General features: G+C 45.9%; 21 protein-coding genes. 9 read left to right on the forward strand and 12 right to left on the reverse strand.

Annotated elements, in window-relative coordinates; all coding sequences use genetic code 11:
* Positions 1-102 precede the first annotated feature (102 nt).
* A complete protein-coding gene (locus tag RIC07_RS38650; RefSeq protein ID WP_446399147.1) occupies positions 103-813 on the forward strand; it encodes a tRNA1(Val) (adenine(37)-N6)-methyltransferase in 711 nt (236 codons plus the stop codon).
* Between the two features lie 217 nt (positions 814-1,030).
* On the forward strand, positions 1,031-1,873 hold the full coding sequence (locus RIC07_RS38655) for a helix-turn-helix domain-containing protein (RefSeq protein WP_446363065.1): 843 nt from the start codon (positions 1,031-1,033) through the stop codon (positions 1,871-1,873).
* Here RIC07_RS38655 and dcm read toward each other — a convergent pair.
* Entirely contained in the window at positions 1,870-3,282 is a 1,413-nt protein-coding gene (dcm, locus tag RIC07_RS38660) for a DNA (cytosine-5-)-methyltransferase (protein WP_446399148.1), read from the reverse strand. The two genes, RIC07_RS38655 and dcm, sit on opposite strands and share 4 nt — an antisense overlap.
* A gap of 165 nt (positions 3,283-3,447) precedes the next feature.
* On the opposite strand from dcm, the gene RIC07_RS38665 reads away from it, so the two are divergent.
* Both RIC07_RS38665 and RIC07_RS38670 read left to right on the forward strand, forming a co-directional pair.
* Positions 3,448-3,747, forward strand: a complete 300-nt coding sequence (locus tag RIC07_RS38665; RefSeq protein ID WP_446399149.1) for a hypothetical protein — start codon at positions 3,448-3,450, stop codon at positions 3,745-3,747.
* A 124-nt stretch (positions 3,748-3,871) separates the two neighbouring features.
* Positions 3,872-4,486: a glutathione S-transferase family protein gene (locus RIC07_RS38670; RefSeq protein ID WP_446399150.1), complete on the forward strand. Its 615-nt coding sequence runs from the start codon at positions 3,872-3,874 to the stop codon at positions 4,484-4,486.
* On the opposite strand, the gene RIC07_RS38675 is transcribed toward RIC07_RS38670, so the two are convergent.
* Positions 4,439-4,723: a hypothetical protein gene (locus tag RIC07_RS38675; protein ID WP_446399151.1), complete on the reverse strand. Its 285-nt coding sequence runs from the start codon at positions 4,721-4,723 to the stop codon at positions 4,439-4,441. The genes RIC07_RS38670 and RIC07_RS38675 overlap by 48 nt on opposite strands.
* Here RIC07_RS38675 and cmoA point away from each other — a divergent pair.
* From cmoA to cmoB, 3 genes are all read left to right on the forward strand, one after another.
* Positions 4,709-5,482 (forward strand): carboxy-S-adenosyl-L-methionine synthase CmoA, encoded by a 774-nt coding sequence (gene cmoA / locus RIC07_RS38680; protein ID WP_446399152.1) that lies wholly within the window; start codon positions 4,709-4,711, stop codon positions 5,480-5,482. The genes RIC07_RS38675 and cmoA overlap by 15 nt on opposite strands.
* Before the next feature lie 55 nt (positions 5,483-5,537).
* Positions 5,538-6,158: a hypothetical protein gene (locus tag RIC07_RS38685; RefSeq protein WP_446399153.1), complete on the forward strand. Its 621-nt coding sequence runs from the start codon at positions 5,538-5,540 to the stop codon at positions 6,156-6,158.
* A 366-nt stretch (positions 6,159-6,524) separates the two neighbouring features.
* Positions 6,525-7,508: a tRNA 5-methoxyuridine(34)/uridine 5-oxyacetic acid(34) synthase CmoB gene (cmoB, locus tag RIC07_RS38690; RefSeq protein WP_446399154.1), complete on the forward strand. Its 984-nt coding sequence runs from the start codon at positions 6,525-6,527 to the stop codon at positions 7,506-7,508.
* Positions 7,509-7,643: 135 nt separating this feature from the next.
* Here cmoB and RIC07_RS38695 read toward each other — a convergent pair whose 3' ends face one another.
* From RIC07_RS38695 to RIC07_RS38740, 10 genes are all read right to left on the reverse strand, one after another.
* Positions 7,644-8,156, reverse strand: a complete 513-nt coding sequence (locus RIC07_RS38695) for a chemotaxis protein CheW (protein ID WP_446399155.1) — start codon at positions 8,154-8,156, stop codon at positions 7,644-7,646.
* A 394-nt stretch (positions 8,157-8,550) separates the two neighbouring features.
* Positions 8,551-11,979 (reverse strand): response regulator, encoded by a 3,429-nt coding sequence (locus RIC07_RS38700; RefSeq protein ID WP_446399156.1) that lies wholly within the window; start codon positions 11,977-11,979, stop codon positions 8,551-8,553.
* Between the two features lie 90 nt (positions 11,980-12,069).
* Positions 12,070-14,937, reverse strand: coding sequence for a methyl-accepting chemotaxis protein (locus RIC07_RS38705; RefSeq protein WP_446399157.1), 2,868 nt, complete (start codon positions 14,935-14,937; stop codon positions 12,070-12,072).
* Between the two features lie 263 nt (positions 14,938-15,200).
* Positions 15,201-15,773, reverse strand: a complete 573-nt coding sequence (locus RIC07_RS38710; RefSeq protein ID WP_446399158.1) for a chemotaxis protein CheW — start codon at positions 15,771-15,773, stop codon at positions 15,201-15,203.
* Between the two features lie 183 nt (positions 15,774-15,956).
* Positions 15,957-16,322, reverse strand: coding sequence for a response regulator transcription factor (locus RIC07_RS38715; protein WP_006104153.1), 366 nt, complete (start codon positions 16,320-16,322; stop codon positions 15,957-15,959).
* 96 nt (positions 16,323-16,418) lie between these two features.
* The gene (locus RIC07_RS38720; protein WP_446399159.1) at positions 16,419-17,783 is read right to left on the reverse strand and encodes a response regulator; all 1,365 of its coding nucleotides are present in this window, start codon (positions 17,781-17,783) and stop codon (positions 16,419-16,421) included.
* A 1,107-nt stretch (positions 17,784-18,890) separates the two neighbouring features.
* Positions 18,891-19,511: a 4Fe-4S single cluster domain-containing protein gene (locus tag RIC07_RS38725; protein WP_446399160.1), complete on the reverse strand. Its 621-nt coding sequence runs from the start codon at positions 19,509-19,511 to the stop codon at positions 18,891-18,893.
* A 403-nt stretch (positions 19,512-19,914) separates the two neighbouring features.
* Entirely contained in the window at positions 19,915-20,715 is an 801-nt protein-coding gene (locus RIC07_RS38730; RefSeq protein ID WP_446399161.1) for a radical SAM protein, read from the reverse strand.
* 87 nt (positions 20,716-20,802) lie between these two features.
* Positions 20,803-21,363: a DUF3122 domain-containing protein gene (locus RIC07_RS38735; RefSeq protein ID WP_446399162.1), complete on the reverse strand. Its 561-nt coding sequence runs from the start codon at positions 21,361-21,363 to the stop codon at positions 20,803-20,805.
* A gap of 298 nt (positions 21,364-21,661) precedes the next feature.
* Positions 21,662-22,270: a Tll0287-like domain-containing protein gene (locus RIC07_RS38740; protein ID WP_446399163.1), complete on the reverse strand. Its 609-nt coding sequence runs from the start codon at positions 22,268-22,270 to the stop codon at positions 21,662-21,664.
* A 308-nt stretch (positions 22,271-22,578) separates the two neighbouring features.
* Between RIC07_RS38740 and infC (RIC07_RS38745) the strand changes: the two genes are divergently transcribed.
* Together infC (RIC07_RS38745) and infC (RIC07_RS38750) are read left to right on the forward strand one after the other, a co-directional pair.
* Positions 22,579-23,070 (forward strand): translation initiation factor IF-3, encoded by a 492-nt coding sequence (gene infC, locus RIC07_RS38745; protein WP_269546331.1) that lies wholly within the window; start codon positions 22,579-22,581, stop codon positions 23,068-23,070.
* Between the two features lie 236 nt (positions 23,071-23,306).
* Complete coding sequence (gene infC, locus RIC07_RS38750) at positions 23,307-23,777, forward strand: translation initiation factor IF-3 (RefSeq protein WP_446399171.1); 471 nt, start codon at positions 23,307-23,309, stop codon at positions 23,775-23,777.
* The last annotated feature ends 40 nt before the right edge of the window (positions 23,778-23,817 follow it).

Below are 23,817 nucleotides of genomic sequence, written 5' to 3' on the forward strand. Positions count from 1 at the left end.
TTGCCCCAAATCGATAACTTAACTAAACCCGCCCTTCTAGAGTGCGATACCTTGGTTAAATTGAAACTTATGACGTGAGGCTCTTCGCCTATTTAGCAGAGAATGTCTAATCCTTACTTTCGCTTCAAGCAATTCACCGTCTTTCACGATCGCTGTGCGATGAAGGTGGGAACGGATGGTACACTGTTAGGGGCATGGACGGATATCACAGGTGTACAAAGCATTCTGGATATTGGCACAGGGACGGGTTTGGTGGCGCTGATGTTAGCACAGCGATCGCGTGCGTATATCGACGCCGTGGAAATTGATCCAGAGGCTTGTATTCAGGCGCGGGAGAATGTGGAGAAATCACCATGGCGCGATCGCATTCAGGTGTACCTGAGTTCTGTGCAAGATTATGCCACGACTTGCTCAAAGCGGTACGATCTGATTGTGTCTAATCCTCCCTTTTTTGACAATGCCAGTAAAGCGTCACACAAGGCGAGAACCGTAGCACGACATAGTGATTCTTTGAAGCAATTGGATCTATTACAAGTGGCGGAACAGCTTTTGGGTGAGAATGGCAGGCTAGCTGTAATTTATCCCACTGAGTCAGCCCAAATATTCCAAGAAAAAGCCCAAGCCTTTGGTTTTTATTGCCACAGGAAACTCTCGGTTAAACCAACTTTAGCTAGTCCAACTAAACGGATTGTGCTGGAACTGGGGAAACATCAGTTAACCTCTCAGGAAAAGGTTCTCGCGATAGAAGCCACTAGGCGGGTTTATACTCCTGAATTTATTAGCTTGATTAAAGACTTTTACCTGAAATATTAACGGAAATATCTAGAGTTAGAATGACGAGTTAATTTTTCTAACCATAGGCATAAGCCTGAATGATCTGGAAGTCAATCTAGTTAATGAGAAAGCTTAGCATTAAAAGAAGATACTTATAGTCCGTGGACTTATAGTCATCTGCCAAGGTTTAATGCTTCATTAAATGTCAATGTAGGCTAACCAAGACGAGGTGATTTTAACACTCTTTGGAGAACGTGTGCGTGTTCTTCGGCAAGCCCATGGTCTTTCGCAAGAAGCCCTAGCACTTGCAGCAGGACTGGACAGAACCTATATCGGTGGTGTTGAACGAGGCGAACGGAACATCAGTCTAATTAACATCCAGAAAATCGCTCAAGCTCTTAATGTGTCATCTGCTGACTTACTCCAGTTTGAACAAAGGGGCGGAGTAATGCGCGAACCTGCGGCAAATGGCTTTGTGAATGTAGGTATTTTAGCAGGTATTGGCTTAAGTCATGAAATTCTGCGGGAGGCGATTCGGGATACTTACGGGTTGCTTGACCAAATAGATGCAACGCTTGAGAAAGCCAACGTATTTTTGTTGAGTCAGACGGTCGAGTTAGCCAACTTATCTTCCATGATTGGTAATATTTTTGCCTCAGCTATAGCTAAACACTCCAATGGCTTGCTCAGACGCAATAGACCTCACAAATATCCTGACCTATTGACAACAGGCATTTCTCCCCAAGTACCCAATCTTGAGTTGAAAATGGCTCTTGAAACTAACAAGCCCAAAGGACATTTGGCTAAAGAAGGGCATTACCTGACCTGTCGCTACGTACTTTGTCAACCCGATGGTTCTCTAAGAATCGGAAAGGAACAGCGTGGTGTGAAGCCCTATATTTGGGAAATACGCTGTGGTTATCTCCTCGCAGAACATTTCAACCTCAGCAATACAAAAGGTGATTCTGGGAAAACTGCTGTGGTAAATGCTGTCGGTATGGAACTCCTGCAAGTGGTGTACTGTGATTTAGAACGTGTTCCTTTCTCACCCAGAGGTAAAGCTTATCGAAGTTACCAGCAGCTTTTTGAGGGAGATTAATCACTTTCCAAGATAGCTTGTGCAATGACACGTCCAAGTAAGGGAGGTACAGCGTTTCCAATTTGCTTGACAATCTGGGATCGTGTGCCGAGGAATTCAAAGGTATCAAAAAAGCCTTGCAAACGCGCACCTTCACGCAGGGTTAAAGCACGGTGCTGGTAAGGATGAATACAACGGTTAGAGCCTGGATGAGTAAAATTTACAGTCAACGTCACACTAGGTTCATCTCCATTCAACCTGCTATAGCAAGAACTGAAGCCACTAGTAACTGTTCCTTCTGGTAAGGCATAAATATTAGCTCCTGCTTGGCGAATTATTTCTAGCATTCGCGGAGAATGTGCAGTGGCTTCGTGCATTGTTAATTGCTGCGCTTTATTCCGAATAAAAATTTCGTAGGGTGTAGATTCAATATCATCTCGATAGACAGTGCTTCTTTCTCCAGCTTCAACGGGTGGAAGATCGTGAATTGCCTGATTAACGGTAACAGCCGGCTGGAGATTTTGAGCAAATAGTTTTCCTAGAGGCTTAAGCACAAATTTTTGCTGTCCAGCCATACTGCGGTGTTCGCACCAATGGCTAGGTTGAGTCCATTTAAATGGTTTACCTTTTCGACTGCCGACAACAATTAGACGTTCACGACACTGGGGCAACCCGTAATAAGCTGCATTTAGCACCTTAAAGCTTGTTCGATATCCTACCTCTTCAAATGCACCCAAAATAGCTTGTAATGTCTGTCCTTTATTATAGGTAAGCAAGCCAATCACATTCTCAAAAACTATCCATTCTGGCTGTAGATCATGAACGATACGACAGAATTCTTCTGCCAGGTTGTTTCTCAGATCGTTTCGTTCAATGTTCCGGAAAGGACGAAGAGATGAGAATCCCTGACATGGAGCGCCACCGACGATGACGAATGGACGAGGGTTTTCACTCTCTAATATATCGGTACAAATAGCACGAATATCCTCCCCATAAGCATTTGCAGTATCATGGTTGCGCGAGAAGGTTTGTAGGCGATCACCTAGAATATCGATACCAGCAACCACCTGAAAGGCTTCATGCATTTCAAACCCAAACGAGAAGCCCCCAACTCCACAAAACAAATCGAAAACAGATTTTTTTGTCGAGTCAGGAGTTTTCCGACGCGGAATTCTTGTTGGGCTTTCGGGGCGAGCCGTGATGTAACCTTCTCCTGTTAACGGATTTTTCAGGAGTTCATTCTGACCAACTGCTAGTTGATTGACATCCATATTAAGACAATCCGATATCCGATCAAGTAGCTTTTTCGGCGGAACTGTCAGCCCCCGTTCGAGCTTCATCAGCTCATTTACGGAAATTCCAGCAGCAGCAGCTAAGTCACGTTGTCGCATTCGGCGAAGCTGTCTTGCTGAGCGGATATCTAACACCATGTCAACCCAACTAGAACATACGAACTGAAACCATAGCGATAATACCGATAGTCATCACTTAAATCAAGTCATTGCTCCCAAATGTTAGATTTTGAAGCTCGTTGCCAAGATTGAGTCTAACTTTAGGCTGATGAGAATCCTGCCAATCATAATCAAACTAGAGATATGTGGAATAATCAAAATCCCCCAGAATTCGAGCATGACGGTTTTCCCCATCCCCACCATCCCCAACGAGATGGGGCAGATGAGATATCTCCAGACACTGAACAGGAAAGCCTTGACCCTAATCTATCGCCAGAGCATATAAAAGCGACAAAAAAATCGTTGAAGCGTATCTATATTACTCTCCTGATTATGGGTTTACTTTTAGGAGGATTGGTATCTGTAGGGGTTGTCATCGCCCTGGATCGCATGGGATTGACAGACGCCCCAGCAGATGTGGAAGAGACAGAAATGCCCTATTAAGCCGAATGGCGCTGAAAAGCGTGCATTTTGGGGTCGCCAAAACCCCTGATATACCGTAGGGTAGGCATTGCCCACCAACAGGAGTTACGCATTGATTACCAACCGGAATGTCGGGAGATATCTAATGAATAGAATATTATATTATCATCAACAATCCCACTTTTCTCGGAAAATCCGAATCCTGTTAGCTGAGAAAAATATAGAGTGCGAACTAAGAGAAATCAATTTGCTTGATAAGCCCCCAGAATTTATCAATCTTTCTCCTATTGGTAAAGTCCCTGTGTTTGTCGATGAAGATGGCACGGTGATTTGGGATTCTACATTAATTGCGGAGTATCTAGACGAAACCTATCCACAGCCGAAGTTTTACCCCAGTGAGCCTCGGACAGGGCTTGAGTGTCGTAAATGGGAAGAACTCGCGGATTATTTAGGTGATATTATCATCAATTTATGGATGCTAAATTTGAAAAATAATTTCACCGATACTCGTTATCGGACAAGGTTAGAAACGTCAATTAATCGCCTTTTGCCAGTTTTTGATCAACAATTGGCTAAGTCTAACTACTTGTTGGGGGATGAAACCTGGACAGCCGCCGATGTAGCTGGCTTATGTTCCCTAGGCTACTACAGTTTGCGCCTGGATGAAGATTGGCAATTAAAATATATTCACTTAAGAGATTGGTTTAATAAGTTACACGAACGCGACTCGGTTCAGTCCACGGTTCCTCAAAAAAGTTAATGTCCGATCGGCTGTGTTGCTGTTTTGGGCAAGGATGGCTTTGAATAGTTGTGCGATCAGTTGTTCCGTTATTGGTGGGGAGGGCGGGTTTTGTTGTTCCGTTATTGGTGGATAGCTGTCTTTAGTCCCTAAACCCGCCCCTACAATTGTCCCTAAACCCGCCCCTACAATTGTCCCTAAACCCGCCCCTACAGTCCCTAAATCCGCCCCTACAGTTGACTGATGAATTACGACCAACTCGATCCAGAACTTGAGCATACAAAACTTTATCTGAGTCCTGAAAAAGATGAACTCTTTGAAAAAGGAGTGTGGCCCAAGCCGTTTGTTTTTAACCAGGATGTAGTCAATGTCTTCGATAATATGATATCCCGTTCTGTCCCTCTGTATCAAGAGGTACTAACCTGTGCCGCTCATTGGGCGAGAGAATATTATCAACCGGGAACGCGGATTATTGATGTGGGCTGTTCTACGGGAACTTTTCTGGAACTACTGGGGCGTTTCTTGAAGCGAAACGCTACATTGGTTGGGATTGACAATTCTCAACCTATGCTAGAGAAAGCACGGCAGAAATTAGCTCAACTTCAGCAAATACATCAAATTGAATTCATCTGTGACAAGGCAGAAAACTGCTCCTTTGAGAATAGTAGCGTTATCGTGATTAACTACACCCTACAATTTTTGCCGCTACAGGTGCGCCAACTCTTGCTGCGAAGTATCTACGAGGGATTGGTTCCAGGTGGCTTGCTATTCCTAAGCGAAAAAGTAAAGTCACCCTATCCTCAATTTCAAGAGACAATCACCCGACACTACGAAGCCTTTAAAGCGCATAATGGTTATGCCCGTACTGAAATTGAACGTAAAAAGGAGGCGCTAGAGAATGTTTTAGTGCCGTTAACGGAAGCCCAACAGGTGGAAATGTTGTATGATAGTGGTTTCAATCAAGTCGATTCACTAATTAAATTGCATAACTTTATTTCCTGGGTGGCTCTTAAGTAAGAGGTGATTTATACGCATAAATTAATTATATTTGGATGGCAGGGGAGGAACCGATATGAGTTATCGAGAATTTACATGGTCAAAGGCGAAACAGAATTTTGGGTTACAGACGATTGAGGGCGATCGCTTTTTTCCGGTTCTACCCGAAGTTCAACCGAGTTCGCTTTTACAGGAAATCCTCAAGCGCAATATTCCCTGGGCGATCGCGGTTGGCAATGAAAAAGCCCGTTCTGAGGCGATTATCAATCCAATTCTGTTAGAAGTTAAGCAAATCTTAGAGAAGAAAATCAGCGTTTTTTCAGGAGAAGAGTTCAATGTAGATACCGCAGCTGGACTCAATGGCACTTGTGACTTTTTAGTCAGCCAATCGCCAGAACAAATTGCGGTAGAAGCCCCGGTTTTGGTTGTTGTGGAAGCGAAAAAAGAAGACCTTAAGCGAGGGATGGGACAGTGTTTGGCAGAAATGGTGGCGGCACAACGCTTTAACCAGGCAAATCAACAAGTCATTTCTACGATTTATGGCAGTGTAAGTACAGGAACAGCTTGGCGGTTTCTCAAATTAGAGGATAGTATTGTTACGGTAGATTTGACGGATTACCCGGTTCCTCCGGTTGAACAGATACTCAGCATTTTAGTTTGGATAGCGAGTAACAACTCTGAAAAAGAAACGTATTAAGTATAGGGGCAGGTTTAGGGACTGTAGGGGCGGGTTTAGGGACTGTAGGGGCGGGTTTAGGGACAATTGTAGGGGCGGGTTTAGGGACAATTGTAGGGGCGGGTTTAGGGAATCAATTCAGCTAGTCACCGATAAAGAAAAAACAAAACCCGCCCTCCTTACCAATAATGGAACAACAAAACCCGCCCTCCTCACCGATAAAGGAAAAACAAAACCCGCCCTCCTCACCAATAACGGAATAACAAAACCCGCCCTCCTCACCGATAACGGAACAACAAAAATCTCCCTCCTTCATGTAAAATATTCTCTACATTTTAATAGAAGACACAAAGATTCTATGTACGTGGTGCTTTACCTAAATAAACAATGACAAATCCTGATATCGGTTATATACCCCCTGATTATCTAGAGTTCTACCCCGAAACGTTAGCACGAGAGGAAATTTTATCGCTACGTCAAGAGCGACAATCTAAATTATTTACCCCTCAAGTGAGTCAGTACCGGGAAGCGGTGCAGGCAGTTCAGGACATCCACAGTGATTGGTATGACTTCTCTGATGCAGTGGTTAAAGTGGGTCGTGCTGAGGAACTCACCACCGCACAAAAACAGCGATTTTATCACTCACTGCAAGCCTTTTGCCCTTGGAAAAAGGGACCCTTTGAACTGTTTGGAATTACCATTGATGCCGAGTGGCGTTCTGACTGGAAATGGGCGCGAATTTTGCCCCATATCCAGTCCCTGAAAAATCGCCGAGTGGCGGATATTGGCTGTCACAATGGTTATTTTATGTTTCGCATGGCGGATCAGGAACCGGAATGTGTGATTGGGTTTGAGCCAGTTCCTCAGCATTTCTGGAACTTTCAGCTTATCCAAAACATTGTTCAGCAACCAATGCTGACGTTTGAGTTATTGGGGGTTGAGCATATCGATTTTTATCCGAATTTCTTTGATACAATTTTTTGTCTAGGAATTCTTTACCATCATCGAGATCCGATTAATTTATTGGGCAAACTGCGGCAAGCGTTAGCACCGAAAGGTGAAATTATTATTGATTGTCAAGGAATTCCTGGGGAACTTCCTGTGGCGTTAACTCCCCGCAAGCGCTATGCTCAAGCACGCGGAATTTGGTTTTTACCCACCCAATCTTGTTTAGAGAATTGGCTAGTACGGGCTGGCTTTAGTCAGATTGACTGTTTCTTTGCTCAACCTTTGTCTGTGGAAGAACAGCGCCGCACGTCTTGGGCAACTATCGATAGTTTACGCGAATTCCTGAATCCGGATGATTTATATGTAACGATAGAAGGGTATCCCGCACCCTGGCGCTATTATGTAATTGCTCATAAAAATTAAATCAGATTTTAGGGGTTTTCATGAGCGTTAAACCTAGCAATTTAGCACGATAACTACGGAACAACCGCTTTTTTCTTCAAAGAACGCCTATTGCCTATTGCCTATTGCCTATTGCCTAGCGCGTAGCGCTATATCTCAGGTTGGCAACAGCAAATCAACGTCTAACAAAAAGATAGTTTTTGCTCCAGAATCTTGAGGAATCACTGCCACATGACGGGCAATATTCACCGTATCAGAACGACGATAAGATTCCGGTAAAAGCCGAATCGCTGAAAGGGGTACATCTATTAAAATAGGCGCGTCAGCGACAGGAATACCATAGAGTTCACCCGTTTTATTTTGCATCGTTACCAGATATCCTCCCCTATTGGCAGCTTCCGGTAAACTCTCTTTGAAAAAGCGCTGATATAAATCGATAACCGTAATTTCTTCTTCGCCAGAGTGGGTAACTCCCACCTGATTCATCCCACTCCCATGAACAGGGGCGCGATTCAATATTTTGTAGACGGATTCAATTGGTAATGCTAGATGCAAGTTTCCCAGAGTAAAAAGAATTAATTTTAATACTTTTTTCGTTTCTTTTGTTGTTTTTTCGGCAAGTACGGATTGATTTTCTTTTGATTGAGTATTCAGGAGATTACTGTTCATGACAAAAATCCTTATTGAGACAACAAAAATTTACAGTTGGTGGAGAGGGCGCAGGTCGGTCAGTGGTGTTCTTACTTTTCAAGGGATCTGGAAAACCTCTCTCCAAACCTCTCTCCTACAAGGAGAGAGGCTTTGAATTCTCCCCCATGGAACTGGCTTCCCCCATGGAACAAAAAGCGAAGCATCCTTTGGTCTCCCCCTTTTTAAGGGGGACGGAAGGGGGATCAAAAGGGGGACGGGAGGGGACAGATCTTGCAGAGTTTTAAGCTTAAGATGACACAAATGCACGTCGTCACCTAATGACAAAGGACAAAGGACAAAGGACAAATGACTAATGACAAAGGACTAATGACAAATGACAAATGACGAATGACAAATGACAAAGGACAAATGACTAATGACTAACAAGACTATTTTCGCGGATGATGTCATTCAGAGATCCCACAAACTCTTGTTCCAAATAAGGCTTAGTAAAGTACCCACTCGCCCCCAACTGCATCGCTAACCAGCGATGTTTTTGACTGCTGCGAGAGGTTAACATGGCAACAGGAACGCTGGATAATTGTGGATCTTGACGCCGTTGACTGAGAAACTCAAACCCATTCATATTCGGCATCTCAATATCACACACCACTAACTGCACTGAGGTACTTTGCTGCAATTGTTCGATCGCCTCTCGCCCATCCCGCGCTTGTAATACCCGAAAACCCGCCCGTTCCAGGGTTAGCGCCAAAGTTTGTCGCAACGCCACCGCATCATCGACAATCAAGATTGTCGGTACTTGCACCGTTCTGCTGAGAGTAGTTGTATCCCCTGAACCCATCGCCGTTTCGTCGGAAGGCGCTTTCGGTACAGGCGTCGCCGTTGGCGTCGTTGATCCGTGGGCAAATTCCAACAGCGCTATGCCATCAATCACTGGAATCACACTCCCATCCCCCAAAATTGTGCAACCGTAGGTATAACTAGGGGGAGAAATCGCCGCCCCAAAGGGTTTAATCACCAATTCTTGTTCTGTCACCAGACGCTCTACTTCCACAGCAAATACCTGCTGATCCTGACGCAGCACCAACAGGGGTAATTGCCATGTCTCTGGTGCAGACACGGAACTTAAGGCTTGACTGGTAAGGCTTTCGGGTAAGGGGCGCTGATAGTCCAACAGTTCCCCTAATCGATACGTCGGTACTAATTGTCCCCGCCAATGGAGAAACCGTTGCGCCCCGGATTTTTTCACTTGGTTGGCTTTGGGAATAATAATTTCTTCGATACTGTCCGAGGGTAACGCTAAGACGGTTGTCCCGATAAAACAGACCAATAATTTAGCGATGGTGAGCGTTAAGGGGAGACGCAGCGTAAACGTCGTACCGCCTCCTGGCGTGGAAGTTACAGAAATTTTACCTTTAAGCGATCGCAACTGAGTCCGCACTACATCTAACCCCACCCCTCGTCCCGATAACTCGCTGACTTGCTGGGCGGTGGAAAATCCTGGCTCAAAAATAAATCCCCACAAATGCGCCTCTGAGATTGTCGCCAATTGGTCACGGGATACTAATCCCAACTCAACCGCCCGACGCCCAATTCGCTCGGCATTTAACCCTTGACCATCATCCCGAACTTCGATAATGGTTTGACTTCCCTTGTGATACGCCCGAATCTCCATTTGTCCCGATTCCGGTTTTCCCCGTTGATGCCGGATATCAGCAGACTCAATTCCATGGTCAAAGGCATTTCGCAGTAAATGCAGCAACGGATCATAGAGCTTTTCTAACACCGCTTTATCAACCAGAACTCCTGTTCCAGTTAACTTCAAATTCACCCGTTTGTGATACGTGTTAGACAGTTCTCGTAATACCCTAGGAAACCGATTCAACACCTCCCCAATCGGTAACATTCGCGCCCACATCAACTCATCCCGCAAGTGGTTGAGCATTTGACGCTGCTGTTCTGTGGTTTGATCGGATTTCTTGGCAAATAGGGCGATATCATCAACGGCTTCTTCAAGCTGCACCATCTCCTCTAAAATCCCTTGGATTTGGGAATAGAGAGCGCCGTAGCTATCCATTTCCAAGGAGTCAAAATCCGCTAATGTCTTCATCGTTCCATCCGGGGAGCGATCCGAGGTTTGCAATCCCAGCGATCGCCCATTACCGCCTGGGGAAATCGGACGAGCCATTGCTTCCACACCCGCCATCGTCCCATAGCTGTACCGTTCCGGCGCAACTAGCATCTTATCGGATAAATTTTGCAATTTATTCACAATCTGCCCAAATCGCCCAAATCGATCCAGCAAGGCTCGCACAGAACCCTGTAATTGCTGATTCTGGAGGGATAACCCATTGCGGTTAATCGCTAATTCCCCAACCAAGTTATTCATCCGTTCGAGTCGATCTAAATCTACCCGCACGGATAGAGTCGGCGTGGGGGCGGGTGAACGGGGAGGAGTCGATGTAACGAGATTGTTGCTCGTCAGCTGATTGGATGAAGACGCGGTGAGATTACGCTGATCCGATTGATTAGACACCAACGAATTCCCCTGAAACAGGGTTAATTGCGACGCCTCTTCCACCGAGGGAAGTTGATCAAAAACTTGCTCAATCGATTGAATCGCAACATCCAGGTTAATCGGTTCAGTCGGAACTAATGCAGAGGGTTCAGGTACAACATCCGCTTCGACTTCGGTGACGGTTTCGGGAGTAGCTTGGAGGTGATCCTCTATCTGGGCGAAGATAGAGGTTTCCTGGTTAACCTCTTGTGTCTCTAAAATCTCCTCACCGTCAGACGTACCAAAAATATCGTCTAACGAAGGAATGGATGAGGGTGATTCTGCTGTGGCTGGCAGATCATACGGTTCAGTCTCTTGAGAAAACAAATCGGCGAGTAAAGGAAGCGTTTCTGGTGATGCCGCGATCGCATCTTCCTCGACAAAGGCTTCAATCGGTTGTCCTGCGGACTCTTCCTCGTCCACCGAACCCTCGGTTAATGGCAATCCCAGTCCCCAATCACTCGCTTCCCATTCACCCGAAACCGTTGCCGTGGCGGGAGATTCGGCGAGGGCAATTAAAGCCTCAGATGGATTTCCCCCAGTTGTTGGTTCACCAGAGAGAACCGCTTGACGGCTAACTTCAAAATCAGCCAGTGCCAATTTGGTAATCTCTACAACCCTTTCGGGGTGAACCTCCAGCGCCTGTTGTGCCGTTTGTGCGATCGCGCCAAATCCGGGCAAATTTAAGAACTCAGCAAATCCGGCAAATACTTCAATTTGGGCGCGTAATTCTCCAGCTACTTCATAGTCTTGAGGATTCGCTACCACGGTAGCAAGACGTTCCAAGCCTTCAGCGACATCGACTTCAAAAATAGACACCGCCATATTGATCCCCAATTCAGCGGAACTGGGCATATAACTATCCGCCTGATTCAGAGCATCTCCCAATCGTGCCTCAATTTGATCAAAAATGGGAGTCCCCGTGGAGATAGCCGCATCCGCGTCAAAGGAACCGGTGGTAATTTGCGATTTCAGCGGCAAACTCAGACAGTCATAAGCTTGCAGCAGTTTATTTTCTAGCTCAATGTCAAGCTCTACAGTATCACTATAAAGTGCCTTAAAGATATTTTCCAAGCGGTGAGCTAGAGTCGCGATCGCCTCTAATTCAACACTGGCTGCGCCCCCTTTTAACGAGTGAGCCGCTCGCATTAATTCGTGAACTTTGGCAGTGCTGCGCTCATCTCTCAGGTTTAATAACCCGGTTTCTAGTGTCTGTAAAAGTTCCGGCGCTTCGGCAATAAAAAACTGATAGGCTTGGTCACGAATATCGGGATTAATTGCCATATTTTCGTCCTTAATTATTGAAGTTGCTTCTAGTTTGTAGTAAGCGCTTTAGCGCTTATAGCACTAAAGTGCCTACTACGAACCGAATGACTAATTCAACTTAAACTGACCCACCTCTGCTTGTAACGCTTGCGCCACTTGTCGGAGTTGTTCAAATGAGTACGATACGTCACTAGCTCCTGTGGATGTTTGAGCCGCAATATTTGCCACCTTTGTCATTGTTTCCGTCACTGATTCAGAGGCTCGTGTCTGAATTAATGTGGCTTCGGTAATCGCTTCAACCAGGTCACTAATCTTGTTGGATACAGAGGTAATCTTGTTCAGAGAAGCACGAGTTTCATCCACGAGTTTTGTACCCATAACCACCTGTTCTGTCCCGGCTTCCATTGCGGTTACCACCTCGTTGGTTTCCGCTTGAATTGCCGCCACCAGCTTTTCAATTTCGCTAGTCGCATCAGCAGACTGTTGAGCCAGCGATCGCACTTCGTCGGCAACCACCGCGAATCCTCGTCCTTCTTCCCCGGCGCGGGCTGCCTCAATGGAGGCGTTGAGCGCCAGCAAGTTGGTTTGGGCGGCAAAGGTGCTAATCAGGTTAACAACCGTGGAAATCTTTTGTGACGATTCACCCAAGTGTTTGACTTTTTTCGCCGTTTCTGCTACCGTTTCGCGGATGGCGAGAATCCCGTCTACAGTACGGTTCATCGCCTGGTCTCCTTCTTGTACCATCTGACCCGCTTCTTGCACCGCCGTTAACGCTTGTTCCGCGTTTGCGGCAACCATTCGCACCGACTGAGCCATTTCCTGGGCGCGGTCAAGAGCGACGGAAATTTCTTCGGCTTGGTGCAGCGCTTCTTCGGCTAGGGATTGTACCGCCACTTCATTACTGCTCGTGGTATCCGCCACTTGACCCGCCGCTGCTTGCACCTGGGTAACAATTTTCCGTAGGTTAGCAACCGTGGCATTATAAGAGTCTGCTACTGTACCGATTTCATCTTCGGTGACTCGTGCGCGAATGGTTAGGTCACCTTTACTAATCGGGTCTACCTCCTTCAGCAGTTCTAAGGCTCGCTGTTGCAACCCTTCTTTCAGTAGCCGCTGTTCTTCCGCCAGGTTTCGGGTTTGGTCAAGTAGAGTGAGTCGGTCAAGGGATAGTCGCATCTGATCGGCTAAGCGTTGGAGAAAATCAATGTCCCCAGGTTGCCATTCGTAGGACTTTTGGCAGTGGTGAACGCTAAGTAAGGCAAAGGGTTGACCTTGCGACATCAGTAAAACATCCAGGGTAGACTTAACTTCCAGGTTTTCCATAAACTTCAACTGTTCAGGCGCTAACCCGGCGGTGGCAACATTCGTAATTGCCACAATCCCGTCATCACTGTGAGTCGCTAGCTGTTTGGGTGACAAGGGGGGATGTTTGATATTGCTATTGAACGCATGAAACTGACCTGCCGTGACTGATTCAGCCGCCACCTCGCCACTACCATCAGAGTTAAGACGATAGACAATCACCCGGTCAGCTTTATAGATTTTGCGAGCATTGATCACGGCAATGTCGAAAATGTCTTGAATCGCTTGGGCGTCAAAGGAACGGACACTGGTAATCTCTGCCAGCAAGTTTGCCTTTTCTGCTGCCAAGGTTTGTTCCTGCACCAGGCTGCCAAGCTGTTTAGCCATGTCGTTGATGTTTTCTCCCAAGACAGCCATTTCGTCTTCCCCAGCCACGTTTAAACGGGTATCCAAGTCTCCCTGACCAATTTTGGTCACCGCGTCGGCTGCACTCACAATCGGGCGTGTGGCGCGGTTGGCAATGGCGGCGGCTACCGCTGACACCAGCAAAGCGGTGAGCGCTGTACCACTGGCTAGGGCGAGAAGTAACTGGCGCTGCGGTTCAAACGCAATCTCGGTGGGTGTGGCAACCATCGCTGTCCAGGGTAGGTCTTGCACCCCTTCCAGGGTTTGTTCGGGAGCGTAGGCTAACAAGTCTTGACTGTTTGCAACCGTATCCGTTGTCACTGTACTTCCTGACTTGCCTGCGGTTTTCAATTGCTCAAAATCAACAAACACCTCTGAGGCGCTCTTACCCTGCATATCTGGCTGGTTCGATACGAAAATTTCAGCACCGCCCTCAGACAAGTCAAGTAAATAGTATTCGTCACCACCAAACCCGAAGTTGGAAATCAGGTCATCGAGAGCTTCCACAGGCATACGAGATCGGATGACGCCAATGGTTTTACCCGTGGCATCTTTCACGGGTGCAGCCGTGTGAACCGCAAATTCGCCACTGGATTCAGAGATCGTGGGGTTATTGATATAGGGTCCATCCAGTTTAAGAGCAGCTTGAAAGTATTCGCGATCGCTGTGATTCGGTAGAGGATCTCCCTTCGATTGCACAATTACATTGCCCTGGAGATCAAACACAGCAATGCTGTCATAGATTTTGTAGAAATCGATGTAGTTGTCGAGAGTAGCTTGTTTTTGAGCCAGGGTTGTTGATTCAACCAGCTCCGGATCAGTGAGAACTTGCAGACTCGCCAGAATCTGAATATCCCCGTACCGTTCCCGCATGAAACGAATCACCTTATCTTCAATACCTTCAGCACGGGCGATTTTCGCGTTAGCAATTTCTCGAATAACCGCTCGGTCAGCAAAATAGTAGGCGGTGATTCCTGTTACCAGTACAGGAAGCGTACCAATAATGATTGCCAATGCTGTGGCTTTATTTCGCAGATTCAGCCGTTGCCACCAAGAGGTTGATGACTGTGGTTTGGGAATGGTTTGAGTCTTTGCCTTGTATCCTCCCCCATCAGGTTCTAGTCGTTTGAGAGCGTTTGAGGTTTGAGTAGAAAGGCTGTGATCAGAGAGGGGATAATCCTTGAGTGCTGAACCATTATCATTCGGTGTCAGCTTGGAAGTAGCACCGTTATTATTTGTGGAGTTTGTATTGGATGATGTTTGAGTCATGATATGAACCTCATCGTTGAACATCAATAGGGTACGAGAGATACTACTCAACTCATCCGCAAGCCAAAATAAAGCCTTGCGTTGGGTTAAGCAATACCGAATAGTGCTATGAAATTAAGCGGAATTTTTGGGGTTATATTTGTCAGCCGTCGTTAATTGGCTGATTTTGAGAAATGTTTGATAGACGCAACTCTTGGCTGAAAGGATCTGGCTAACTTGACACCTCGCCAGTTTGACAAATGACAAATGACAAATGACAAAATTTACTGAATTTTGGGCATGGCTTCGGTAATAGCTGTGCCATCGAGAACGGCTAACATCTCACCACTTGATTTCACCCAATATCCCCGCAAAAAAGGAGCAAGTTCGGGAGTAACTGGAGCAGAAGGTGGGGATTGAATCCCATCAGGATTGCACCACTCCATATCTTCGACACGGTTAACCACAAGTCCCAGCATCTGGCTTTTGACTTGGGTAGAGGTTTGTGACGGGGAACGAGTATGTAACACAATTGCTGTGTAATTTGAAGCACCGGTTATCTGCTGATACCACGGCGTGAGTCCCACGAGATGTCCGATATCCACCATCCAAAGAATCTCACCCCGCCAGTTATACACACCCATCACCCAAGCGGGTGTATGAGGGATGGGTACAATCTGACCAATCGGAATATGTAACACCTCCGTCAACTGTCTAACTGACAACAAAGCCGTTGTATCGGGTAGCAGATGAAACCGCAAAAACTGTTCTGTGTCGCTAGCTACAGATGCAGGCGATCGCGGCTGGATCGGCATGGACGATGATAAGCGGTTTTGAGTTGATAAAGTGTCAGACATCGTAAGGAAGTATGTAGTAGGCACTTTAGTGCCATTAGTATCAACTTAAAGTAAAGAACTCTTAGAGCGGGGGTGTAGGGGCGGGTTTTACAGATAACATTTTGCACCAAACTGATAACTTGAATAAACCCGCCCTTCAAAAGAGCTTATTCGCACTAAAGTGCTGACTACGAACCGTTTTAATTAGGGACGAATGAGCTGTTTAACTGTTCGGACAAGCTCATTTTGATCCACGGGTTTAGCCAGGTAAGCATCTGCTCCCTGTTTCATGCCCCAAAATTTATCCATTTCGCCTCCTTTTGTCGAACAAATAACGACGGGAATATTGCTCGTTTCAGCCGCCGTTTTTAATTCGCGGCAGACTTCAAAACCACTGCGACCCGGTAGCACGATGTCTAAAATAATCACATCCGGTTTTTGCGTGCTAATTTTAGCCAAAGCCTCTTCGCCACTATGGGCAACCAAGACATTGATACCACCTTGCTGTAAGCAACTGGTGATAATTTGCATATCCGTTGAGGAATCTTCAACAACTAGAGCTGTTCCCATGGTAATTACCTAATGAATACAAAAGAAATTGGTCAATGATAGTTATTGTTGACTTCATTTTTGCTCATCCTAGAAGTAAGGATGAACGATGAAGAATCAATAAACACCCTGTTTGATATGTTTGTGGAGTACCGTGAGCAAATTCCTGGAATTTAAAGGTTTGCTCAGGAAATCCGAGGCTCCAACAAATTTGGCGTGAAGTCGATCCGCTGCCCCATCTTTTCCGGTTAAAAAGACAATGGGTGTGTTTTGGAAACAGGACAGTTTGCGTAATTGAGTACAAAGCTCATATCCGTTGACATTTGGCATCACCAAGTCTAAAAAGATTAGATCAGGTTTGCGTACCAAAAGGGTGGGAATGGCTCGCAAGGCATTTTCTACACCAATAAATCGGTAACCTGCCGCCCCGATTACTTTTTCCATGGTGTGAATCACCCAACGACTGTCATCTACACAAGCAACCAGGGATTTAGTTGAGGTTGCGTTTGCGCTTGTGAGCGGTGTTTTCGGCACATTCGCTTTTCCAGAAGTGGGAGTAATACCCGTGGGATAAGCTTTAACCTTCTCTTTCCCTGGCTCTAAGACGCGCCGTGGCAAGACTTGCCGTGGCGAGACGTGCCGTGGCTCGTCTCTACTTTTTTCTCGGCTTTCCTGCTTGTCAGCACCAACATTTTCTCTATTCCTTAGAGTATTGGGAGTGGGTGCTGGTAAATCGGGAATATTAGTCAGTTTTACCCAGCCTGATTTCAGGTAAGGCATTAACGCTTGAGCAATGTCCACAACATGCCGACGCTGTTTTACGGCTAAGTCACGCAATGTATGGTGTCCGTCGAGTACGTTAGTTAACGTTTGGTAAACTTCGGCGGAACGGTTGTTTCGTAACTGTTCCGGTTGTTTAATAACCGGAGCTTGATTGGGAGAATAATCCGCAAGCTGGGCATTGTGCCAAGTTTGCCACAAAGATTGGACTTGTGCGATCGCTTGATTAATTTCAATCAAAACCAGTTTCGTCGGTAACGAATAATTATGCTGGATTTGATGGGTTACTTGCTTCGCTTGCGCGATATCGAATACAATCTCAGTCAGCACCGCACGAATCATATTGGCGGCTTGTTCGGGAGTGATTCGTCGCTGCTTGACCCATAAACACAATAGCTGATAGTCCCAGCATTTTTTCACATTGATACTGGCAAGATCACGCCCAATTGTGTCAGGATGAGTCAAAACTTGAGGGCAGTGAATGGCTAAATTCCGTTGCCACCGTCTCACCGGATGCACTCCTCCTGTTGCATAAAGGATACCGCCTAGATGCAAAAAAAAGATCCATTGGTGTCCCTTTGGAGCGTTCAACACCAGTTCACCGCTAAACTGAAATCGCTGCAAGGTTCTAAGAGACCGAACTTGCTCTAGGGAAGAGAGCGTTGGAGTTGAGATTACAGAGGGAATTTGTCTAGCCGTCATCGGTTTTTTGCTATGACTAAGGGTTTAACAAAAGCCGGAAATGTCTAATAATTTCGGTGTTTTATACCCGCGTTAGACTTCAGTCGCTTTTGAAGGGAACATCACCCTGAAACCTTAGTTAGACAAAGTTTTTTCGTCTAAAAAAGACTATCTTTGTCAACTCTCAGAAGATTTTGAAATTTCTCTATCAGGGAACTAAACAGGAGTGCAATCACTACAGCGCTCTGAGCGATATCAGACCTAGAATTGTAGATGCTGGTCTGATCAATGAACACCCTGTATCCCTACAATTAAGCTTGGAGTTCTTCAGCGTTATGCCATGAAGCCGTTGGCGCATTCAGTCATCCAAAACCTTAGAGATTCAAAATTAGTCAATCGCGAGTGGTAGAAGTCCCTACTTGGCTCAACTCTTTTTGGGGAGAATTAAAATGTGCAGTTGGTTGGTTTGGCACGTTTGACTCCTGATCGGTCAGAGTTGAGTTTTTCGGCGTTGTCTTACACGTTAGACAACCTGTAATACAGACTAACTTACTTCCGTATGTTTGTCTAGAGGACTCGGAGATGAATTGACTATTTCAGGTGATTTTTCGACAAAGCTTTACAAAAGACTCAGTTTCCTAAAGTTCAGATTAGTCCTGAGTCAGAATTGCTTTAGAAATACTAGGTAAATTAACTTAATCTATAATTCCCCTTAACCTTGACCATTGGTTTCAATAGCGGGGTAGACTCCAGGCATTAAAGAAGTAATTTTTTTATCTATTCAAGATATTATTTATAATTCAACAACATTGGAATCTTGGATTATTTTTGCTCGGTGTATTATTAATGTATCTTTACATTAAAGGATAAAAAAATGGGGGAAATTACTGATATAGCAGAAAGGGGAAGCAATGTAGAGACGTGCCATGGCACGTCTGGGAGCAGGGGAAGCAGAGGGAGTGATTTCCTAATCAACAAAGGACCAATGACCAATGACCAATGACCAATGACCAATGACCAATAACGAAATTTGAGTGTGTAGGGGCGGGTTTAGGGACTTCCGTCTCGCTGTTAATGATAACCTTTGGTTCAAAACCCGCCCTGACTACTGATTACGTTTTACGACATCTATCCTTCACTCAAATTCATTTGACCTCGAAATCCTGTAACAATGCGACTACCATCTTTAAGGATATGAATCTCCATTTGATCAGAAGCCCAGGTGATTTGGTCTTTTAATGCCGGATTAAATACACGAACGCGCTGATTTCGAGAGGAGACGGGTGAATCGGGGGAATTAATAGCCAAGGATTCAACAAAGGGACCATCGACTAAAATATCCAGTTGTCCTAATAACTCTTGTGCGCCTGGAGGAGCATCAGGTGATTGCAGTTCCCCTAACGTAAATCCACTAAATGACATGATATTTAACCCCGCCGCTTTGAGCTTCTTCGCTAACTGTGCTAGGGCTGGCGCTTGCCAAAAGGGTTCTCCACCAGAAAAGGTGACTCCTTGATTGCGGGGATTGGACAAAATTTTATCCGCTAATTCATCAACAGCAATTAACTGGTTAATTTCAAAAGACCAAGATGCTGGATTGAAACAGCTTGCACATTCTCGGTTACATCCTTGTACCCAAACCACAGCGCGACAGCCAGGACCATTTACTTCTGACTCGTCAACGTATCCCATAATATTTAGATATCCAGGAGGAATATCATTTGTTATTTGTCCTTTGTCATTGGTCATTGGTCATTCTTCAATGATATTGACAACGCTTTCACTCATTCGGGGCGGGTTTTGAACAAATGTTATCTTCAACAGCGAGACGAAAGTCCCTAAACCATCCGTGTCAACTTAAGCTCAACCCCTTACCCCCAGCCCCTCTCCCACGCCAGCCCTCACCCCCAGCCCCTCTCCCAAGCTTGGGAGAGGGGAGCAAGAGGAGAGTAAGAGAATCCGGTTCCCCTTCTCCCCAGGTCCGGAGTTGGGGTTAGGGGATGAGGGGGAAATGTCGAGGAGTAGATAAACACAGCTTAAAACCTTGCCCGCATGGGTTTTCTACCTTAAAGTTGACACCAATAGTCCCTAAACCCGCCCCTACAAACCAGGTTCCCTCGAACGCAGTGAAGGGTCAACACTCAACACTTTTTTACCGTGGAGCGCATCGAACCGGGATAGTGGTCGCATCTTGTATTTTAGCGGCAAAGGCTTGTAAGACATCCCCACTCACTTGCTTTAATTGTTGTACAGGATAGGGACGTGATTCGGTAGGGGTATGATTACCACGTCCATCCAGTTGATGGGTTAAGGGTTTAGGGCGGGTGGGGGTGTTGAGTTGAATTTCATCGGGATGTAGCGATCGCACTAATTGCATGTAAGCGTCTTGACTGGGCTGACTCGGTGGGGTTAACAGCATCGTTTGTATCCCTATATGTCCTGGATATCCCTGACGAAATTCCTGGATACCTGTCCAGATTTTGAGCCAATCGACTTCCATGACAGGACGATTGACACGCTGTAGTTGATCAGGATTCACCGCATCGAGTTTAACTGAGACTTTATCCGCCAAGGCTAACGCCGCCTGCACGTCTCGATCACCTAAAAGCGTGCCATTTGTCAAGACTAAGACAGGCTTGTGAGTCATTTCCTTAACCTGGGAAATAATCTCAGCCAGGTTGAGGGCTAGAGTGGGTTCGCCATTACCACTAAGGGTTACCACATCTACATCCCAAGGGGCAAACGCTTGTAAATCTTGGACAATTTTTTCGGTAGGGACAAAAACGTGACGTTGAGTGGTGCGAACTTGAATTTCCCCTAACTGACAATAGACGCAGTTAAATGAGCAAGTTGATTGGAGTCCAATGGGATCAATACCCAGCGATCGCCCGTAGCGCCAAGATGTCACTGGACCATAAACGGAGGTGAATGTGGCGGTTGATTGAGTGGTCATAATTTTTCCTCCCGTATTAGACGGGGATTCCTCACATCGGTTGCAATGAGAAGTTTTCTCTATTGTCTCTCGGTTTTTTTCGTGCCGCTACTCAGTGGCGACCGTTTGCCATTCTAATATGACCACTGAGGGAACACTCAGGCTGGTTGTGCGATCGCCCTTCATCGGTAGAGACAGCGTAACCCCTATAGACATCGGCAATTCAGACAACACGTCTTTGATATTATACTCACCCACATTCGCTGCTGGGGATTGGTCGGCGAATAGATCCTCAGCCTTTAAGACTTTACCCGTATTCGTCGTAATCTTTAAAGGCTGGGGATGAGCAAATTCTGCAACCCCAGGAAAACCAACCAAACGCAGGCTAATGTCTTTAGCTTCACCTGCTTTCACCCGTTTGAATAATACGATTTGCCACGATTGACCCGTTTCATCCTGCAAGGTATGGCGAGATTGATACAGCATCTGTCCGGGGGCTTCTTCGATTTGGCGGATAGAAGCGACGGCTGAGGGAGGGGTAACGCTTCCCCAACCGATAAACATCAGCAGGACAAATGCACCCAGTAACAGTAGCCTCGATAGCCATCGTCGCATCCCACACCAGATAACGATTGTGGAGTTTGAGCTTTTAAGTTTTGATTGTGCCATTTTTGATTGATTCAAAGGATAAATAGGGTTAGACAAATGACAAATGACGTTCTCTACCTTGAACTGTCATGCCAACTTTAATGGAATGTCACGCTCCTGGTATGCTGGTGGGCAATGCCCACCCTACGGCATATCAATGGTTTTGGCGATTTCACAGTGCTTATTGAGCGTGCCATTCAACTTTAATGCATAAGCTGTCACGCATTTAAGTTGGGAATGGGTAGCGAGTAAGAGGCTCGCACTCCAAGGATTTCGTCATGATTGACATTAAGGTTTAAATGCCAAACAGCATAACAGCTTAAGGAGTTAGCGCCTCTTGTAATCCTTGCTGAACATCAGGTAGAAATACGGCATACATTCCTCGTAAGTCACCAACATTAAAGTCAAAGGCGCGGTCTTGAGGATAGTTTTGTTGGACAAATTCAGGACGGGAATCTTTCGCACCATGGCAAGCAAGACAACTGGCTTCTACATTAATCCGCCGATAGTAGCGTGTCCCTGAAACGCCATTGAGCGTTTCCCGTTGCCAAAAGCCGATTAACTGAGGATTCTTTTCCAACTGAGCGAGTGCCATTTTAGACTGAAGATTATCTGGAGCATGGGCAGGGTTACGGTATTTAGTCGCGATTTGTTTCACTAGCCAGCCATTGTCTTGACTAAGTTTTTTGGCTTTCATCCCCACCGGCTTGCAGACTTGTTGCATCGTCTGGAGGGTGGGTTCCTCGGTTTGACCTTCCAGGGTAGAGGCTAAACCAGACCGCATTGCGTCTAGGTACTCAACTTCCTGGACGGCTTTGGCTAATTCAGCCGGGTCAGTTTGGGCATTAGCCGCTAGAGGATACCCACTCAAGACCATCATGCCAATCAGGATGCCGAGGACAATTTTGCTGAGAGATTTCCATATCATGAGCACTCTGAACCTTTTGATTTCGTTAGTTGCTTGTTATGTTAATTGAGTATATATTTAATTGGCGATTAAGTAAATATGGCGAAGACGTGATTGTCCCTAATTTCAGGAAAGAGGGCATTTGCGCCGAAAACAAGCTCATCGCTATTCGGCTGTTGTTGAGGCAGTAACTGGGGAAGGAAGATAAAGACGCAGGGGAATGTCCCAGTTGGCATCAAGCGTAACCGAGAGAGGTTTCAATTAGTCAGGCTTGCGCTATCCTAAAGAAGAGTTAGCCACTAAGAATGAAGTTCTAGGAGGAATGTATTATAGCTAACAAAGACAAGCAACGAATCAACCGTCAAATCAAGTCTCCTCAGGTTCTCTTGATTGATCATGAGAATAACAATCGCGGTTTGACTGATACTCGTGAGGCTCTACAACTGGCGAAAGATGTAGGTCTGGACTTGGTGGTAGTCTCTGAGCGTAAAGATGCTCCCGTGGCAAAAATTTTGGACTACGGGAAACATCAGTACCAACAAAAGAAACGCCAACGCCAAAGCTCTAAACCAACGCTCAAGGAAGTTAAACTGCGTCCGAATGTGGGCGAGTCTGATTACAGCTTACGCATCAATCGAGCTGTTGAATGGTTAAGCAAAGGCGATTCCGTAAAGTTTCAGGTGCGTCTGCGGGGTCGGGAACATCAACATCGCGATCGCGCCACAGAACTGCTGGAGCGCGTGGTGTCTGATCTGGGTGAAGTTGGCAAAGTTCAGTCTTTTGATCGACGAGCATTGGTTGTTCAGATCGTTCCATCCTAGCCTAGCTTTAACCCAAGGTGGTTGGTGAGATGAGTGCTTAATAAGCGTGGCATTCATCCCAGATTAGTGTTACGGTGTAGAAAACGTTCCTACTATCTGCTAATGTCTAATCGCCCCCAACATATTTCAAACCTTAGCGGGATATGAGGTGATCAGCATTGGGTTAACCTGATAAAGGTGAGCTAGTAGGATGTTGAACTTAGGAGGAAAGTCTTATCGCTAAGAAACAGAAACAACTGATTAACCATAAAATCAAATCACCTCAGGTTTTGTTGATTGACCATGAAAACAACAATCGTGGCTTGACAGATACCCGTGAGGCATTACAAATCGCTAAAGATGCGAGTCTGGATCTAGTCGTCGTCTCTCAACGTAAAGACGCTCCCGTGGCAAAAGTTTTAGACTATGGGAAACATCAATACCAGCAGAAAAAGCGCCAACGCCAGAGTTCCAAACCAACACTTAAGGAAGTCAAGTTACGTCCCAATGTGGGTGACTCCGATTACGGCTTACGCATCAAAAGAGCGATTAATTGGTTGGATAAAGGTAATTTAGTCAAGTTTCAGGTGCGTCTGAGAGGACGAGAACATCAGCATCGCGATCGCGCCAGGGAACTACTAGAGCGTGTGATTGATGACCTCGGCGAAGCGGGGAAAGTCCAGTCTTTTGATAAGCGATCGCTGATTGTTCAGGTGGCTCCCGCCTAGATTAGCTTTTCAGTCAGGGATCAATAAGATTATCTATTGG

It is taken from the genome of Coleofasciculus sp. E1-EBD-02 (assembly GCF_040218245.1).
Classification (GTDB): Bacteria; Cyanobacteriota; Cyanobacteriia; order Cyanobacteriales; family Coleofasciculaceae; genus Coleofasciculus.

What these genes read in the sequence shown, in the direction of transcription:
- RIC07_RS38715 (WP_006104153.1), bottom strand. Translation starts at nt 16,322, where the DNA reads ATGGGAACAGCTCTAGTTGTTGAAGATTCCTCAACGGATATGCAAATT.
- RIC07_RS38710 (WP_446399158.1), bottom strand. Translation starts at nt 15,773, where the DNA reads ATGTCTGACACTTTATCAACTCAAAACCGCTTATCATCGTCCATGCCG.
- RIC07_RS38695 (WP_446399155.1), bottom strand. Translation starts at nt 8,156, where the DNA reads ATGAACAGTAATCTCCTGAATACTCAATCAAAAGAAAATCAATCCGTA.
- RIC07_RS38725 (WP_446399160.1), bottom strand. Translation starts at nt 19,511, where the DNA reads ATGACCAATGACAAAGGACAAATAACAAATGATATTCCTCCTGGATAT.
- cmoA (WP_446399152.1), top strand. Translation starts at nt 4,709, where the DNA reads ATGAATTACGACCAACTCGATCCAGAACTTGAGCATACAAAACTTTAT.
- RIC07_RS38730 (WP_446399161.1), bottom strand. Translation starts at nt 20,715, where the DNA reads ATGACCACTCAATCAACCGCCACATTCACCTCCGTTTATGGTCCAGTG.
- RIC07_RS38720 (WP_446399159.1), bottom strand. Translation starts at nt 17,783, where the DNA reads ATGACGGCTAGACAAATTCCCTCTGTAATCTCAACTCCAACGCTCTCT.
- RIC07_RS38665 (WP_446399149.1), top strand. Translation starts at nt 3,448, where the DNA reads ATGTGGAATAATCAAAATCCCCCAGAATTCGAGCATGACGGTTTTCCC.
- RIC07_RS38650 (WP_446399147.1), top strand. Translation starts at nt 103, where the DNA reads ATGTCTAATCCTTACTTTCGCTTCAAGCAATTCACCGTCTTTCACGAT.
- RIC07_RS38670 (WP_446399150.1), top strand. Translation starts at nt 3,872, where the DNA reads ATGAATAGAATATTATATTATCATCAACAATCCCACTTTTCTCGGAAA.
- RIC07_RS38700 (WP_446399156.1), bottom strand. Translation starts at nt 11,979, where the DNA reads ATGGCAATTAATCCCGATATTCGTGACCAAGCCTATCAGTTTTTTATT.
- RIC07_RS38740 (WP_446399163.1), bottom strand. Translation starts at nt 22,270, where the DNA reads ATGATATGGAAATCTCTCAGCAAAATTGTCCTCGGCATCCTGATTGGC.
- RIC07_RS38685 (WP_446399153.1), top strand. Translation starts at nt 5,538, where the DNA reads ATGAGTTATCGAGAATTTACATGGTCAAAGGCGAAACAGAATTTTGGG.
- RIC07_RS38735 (WP_446399162.1), bottom strand. Translation starts at nt 21,363, where the DNA reads ATGGCACAATCAAAACTTAAAAGCTCAAACTCCACAATCGTTATCTGG.
- dcm (WP_446399148.1), bottom strand. Translation starts at nt 3,282, where the DNA reads ATGGTGTTAGATATCCGCTCAGCAAGACAGCTTCGCCGAATGCGACAA.
- RIC07_RS38705 (WP_446399157.1), bottom strand. Translation starts at nt 14,937, where the DNA reads ATGACTCAAACATCATCCAATACAAACTCCACAAATAATAACGGTGCT.
- cmoB (WP_446399154.1), top strand. Translation starts at nt 6,525, where the DNA reads ATGACAAATCCTGATATCGGTTATATACCCCCTGATTATCTAGAGTTC.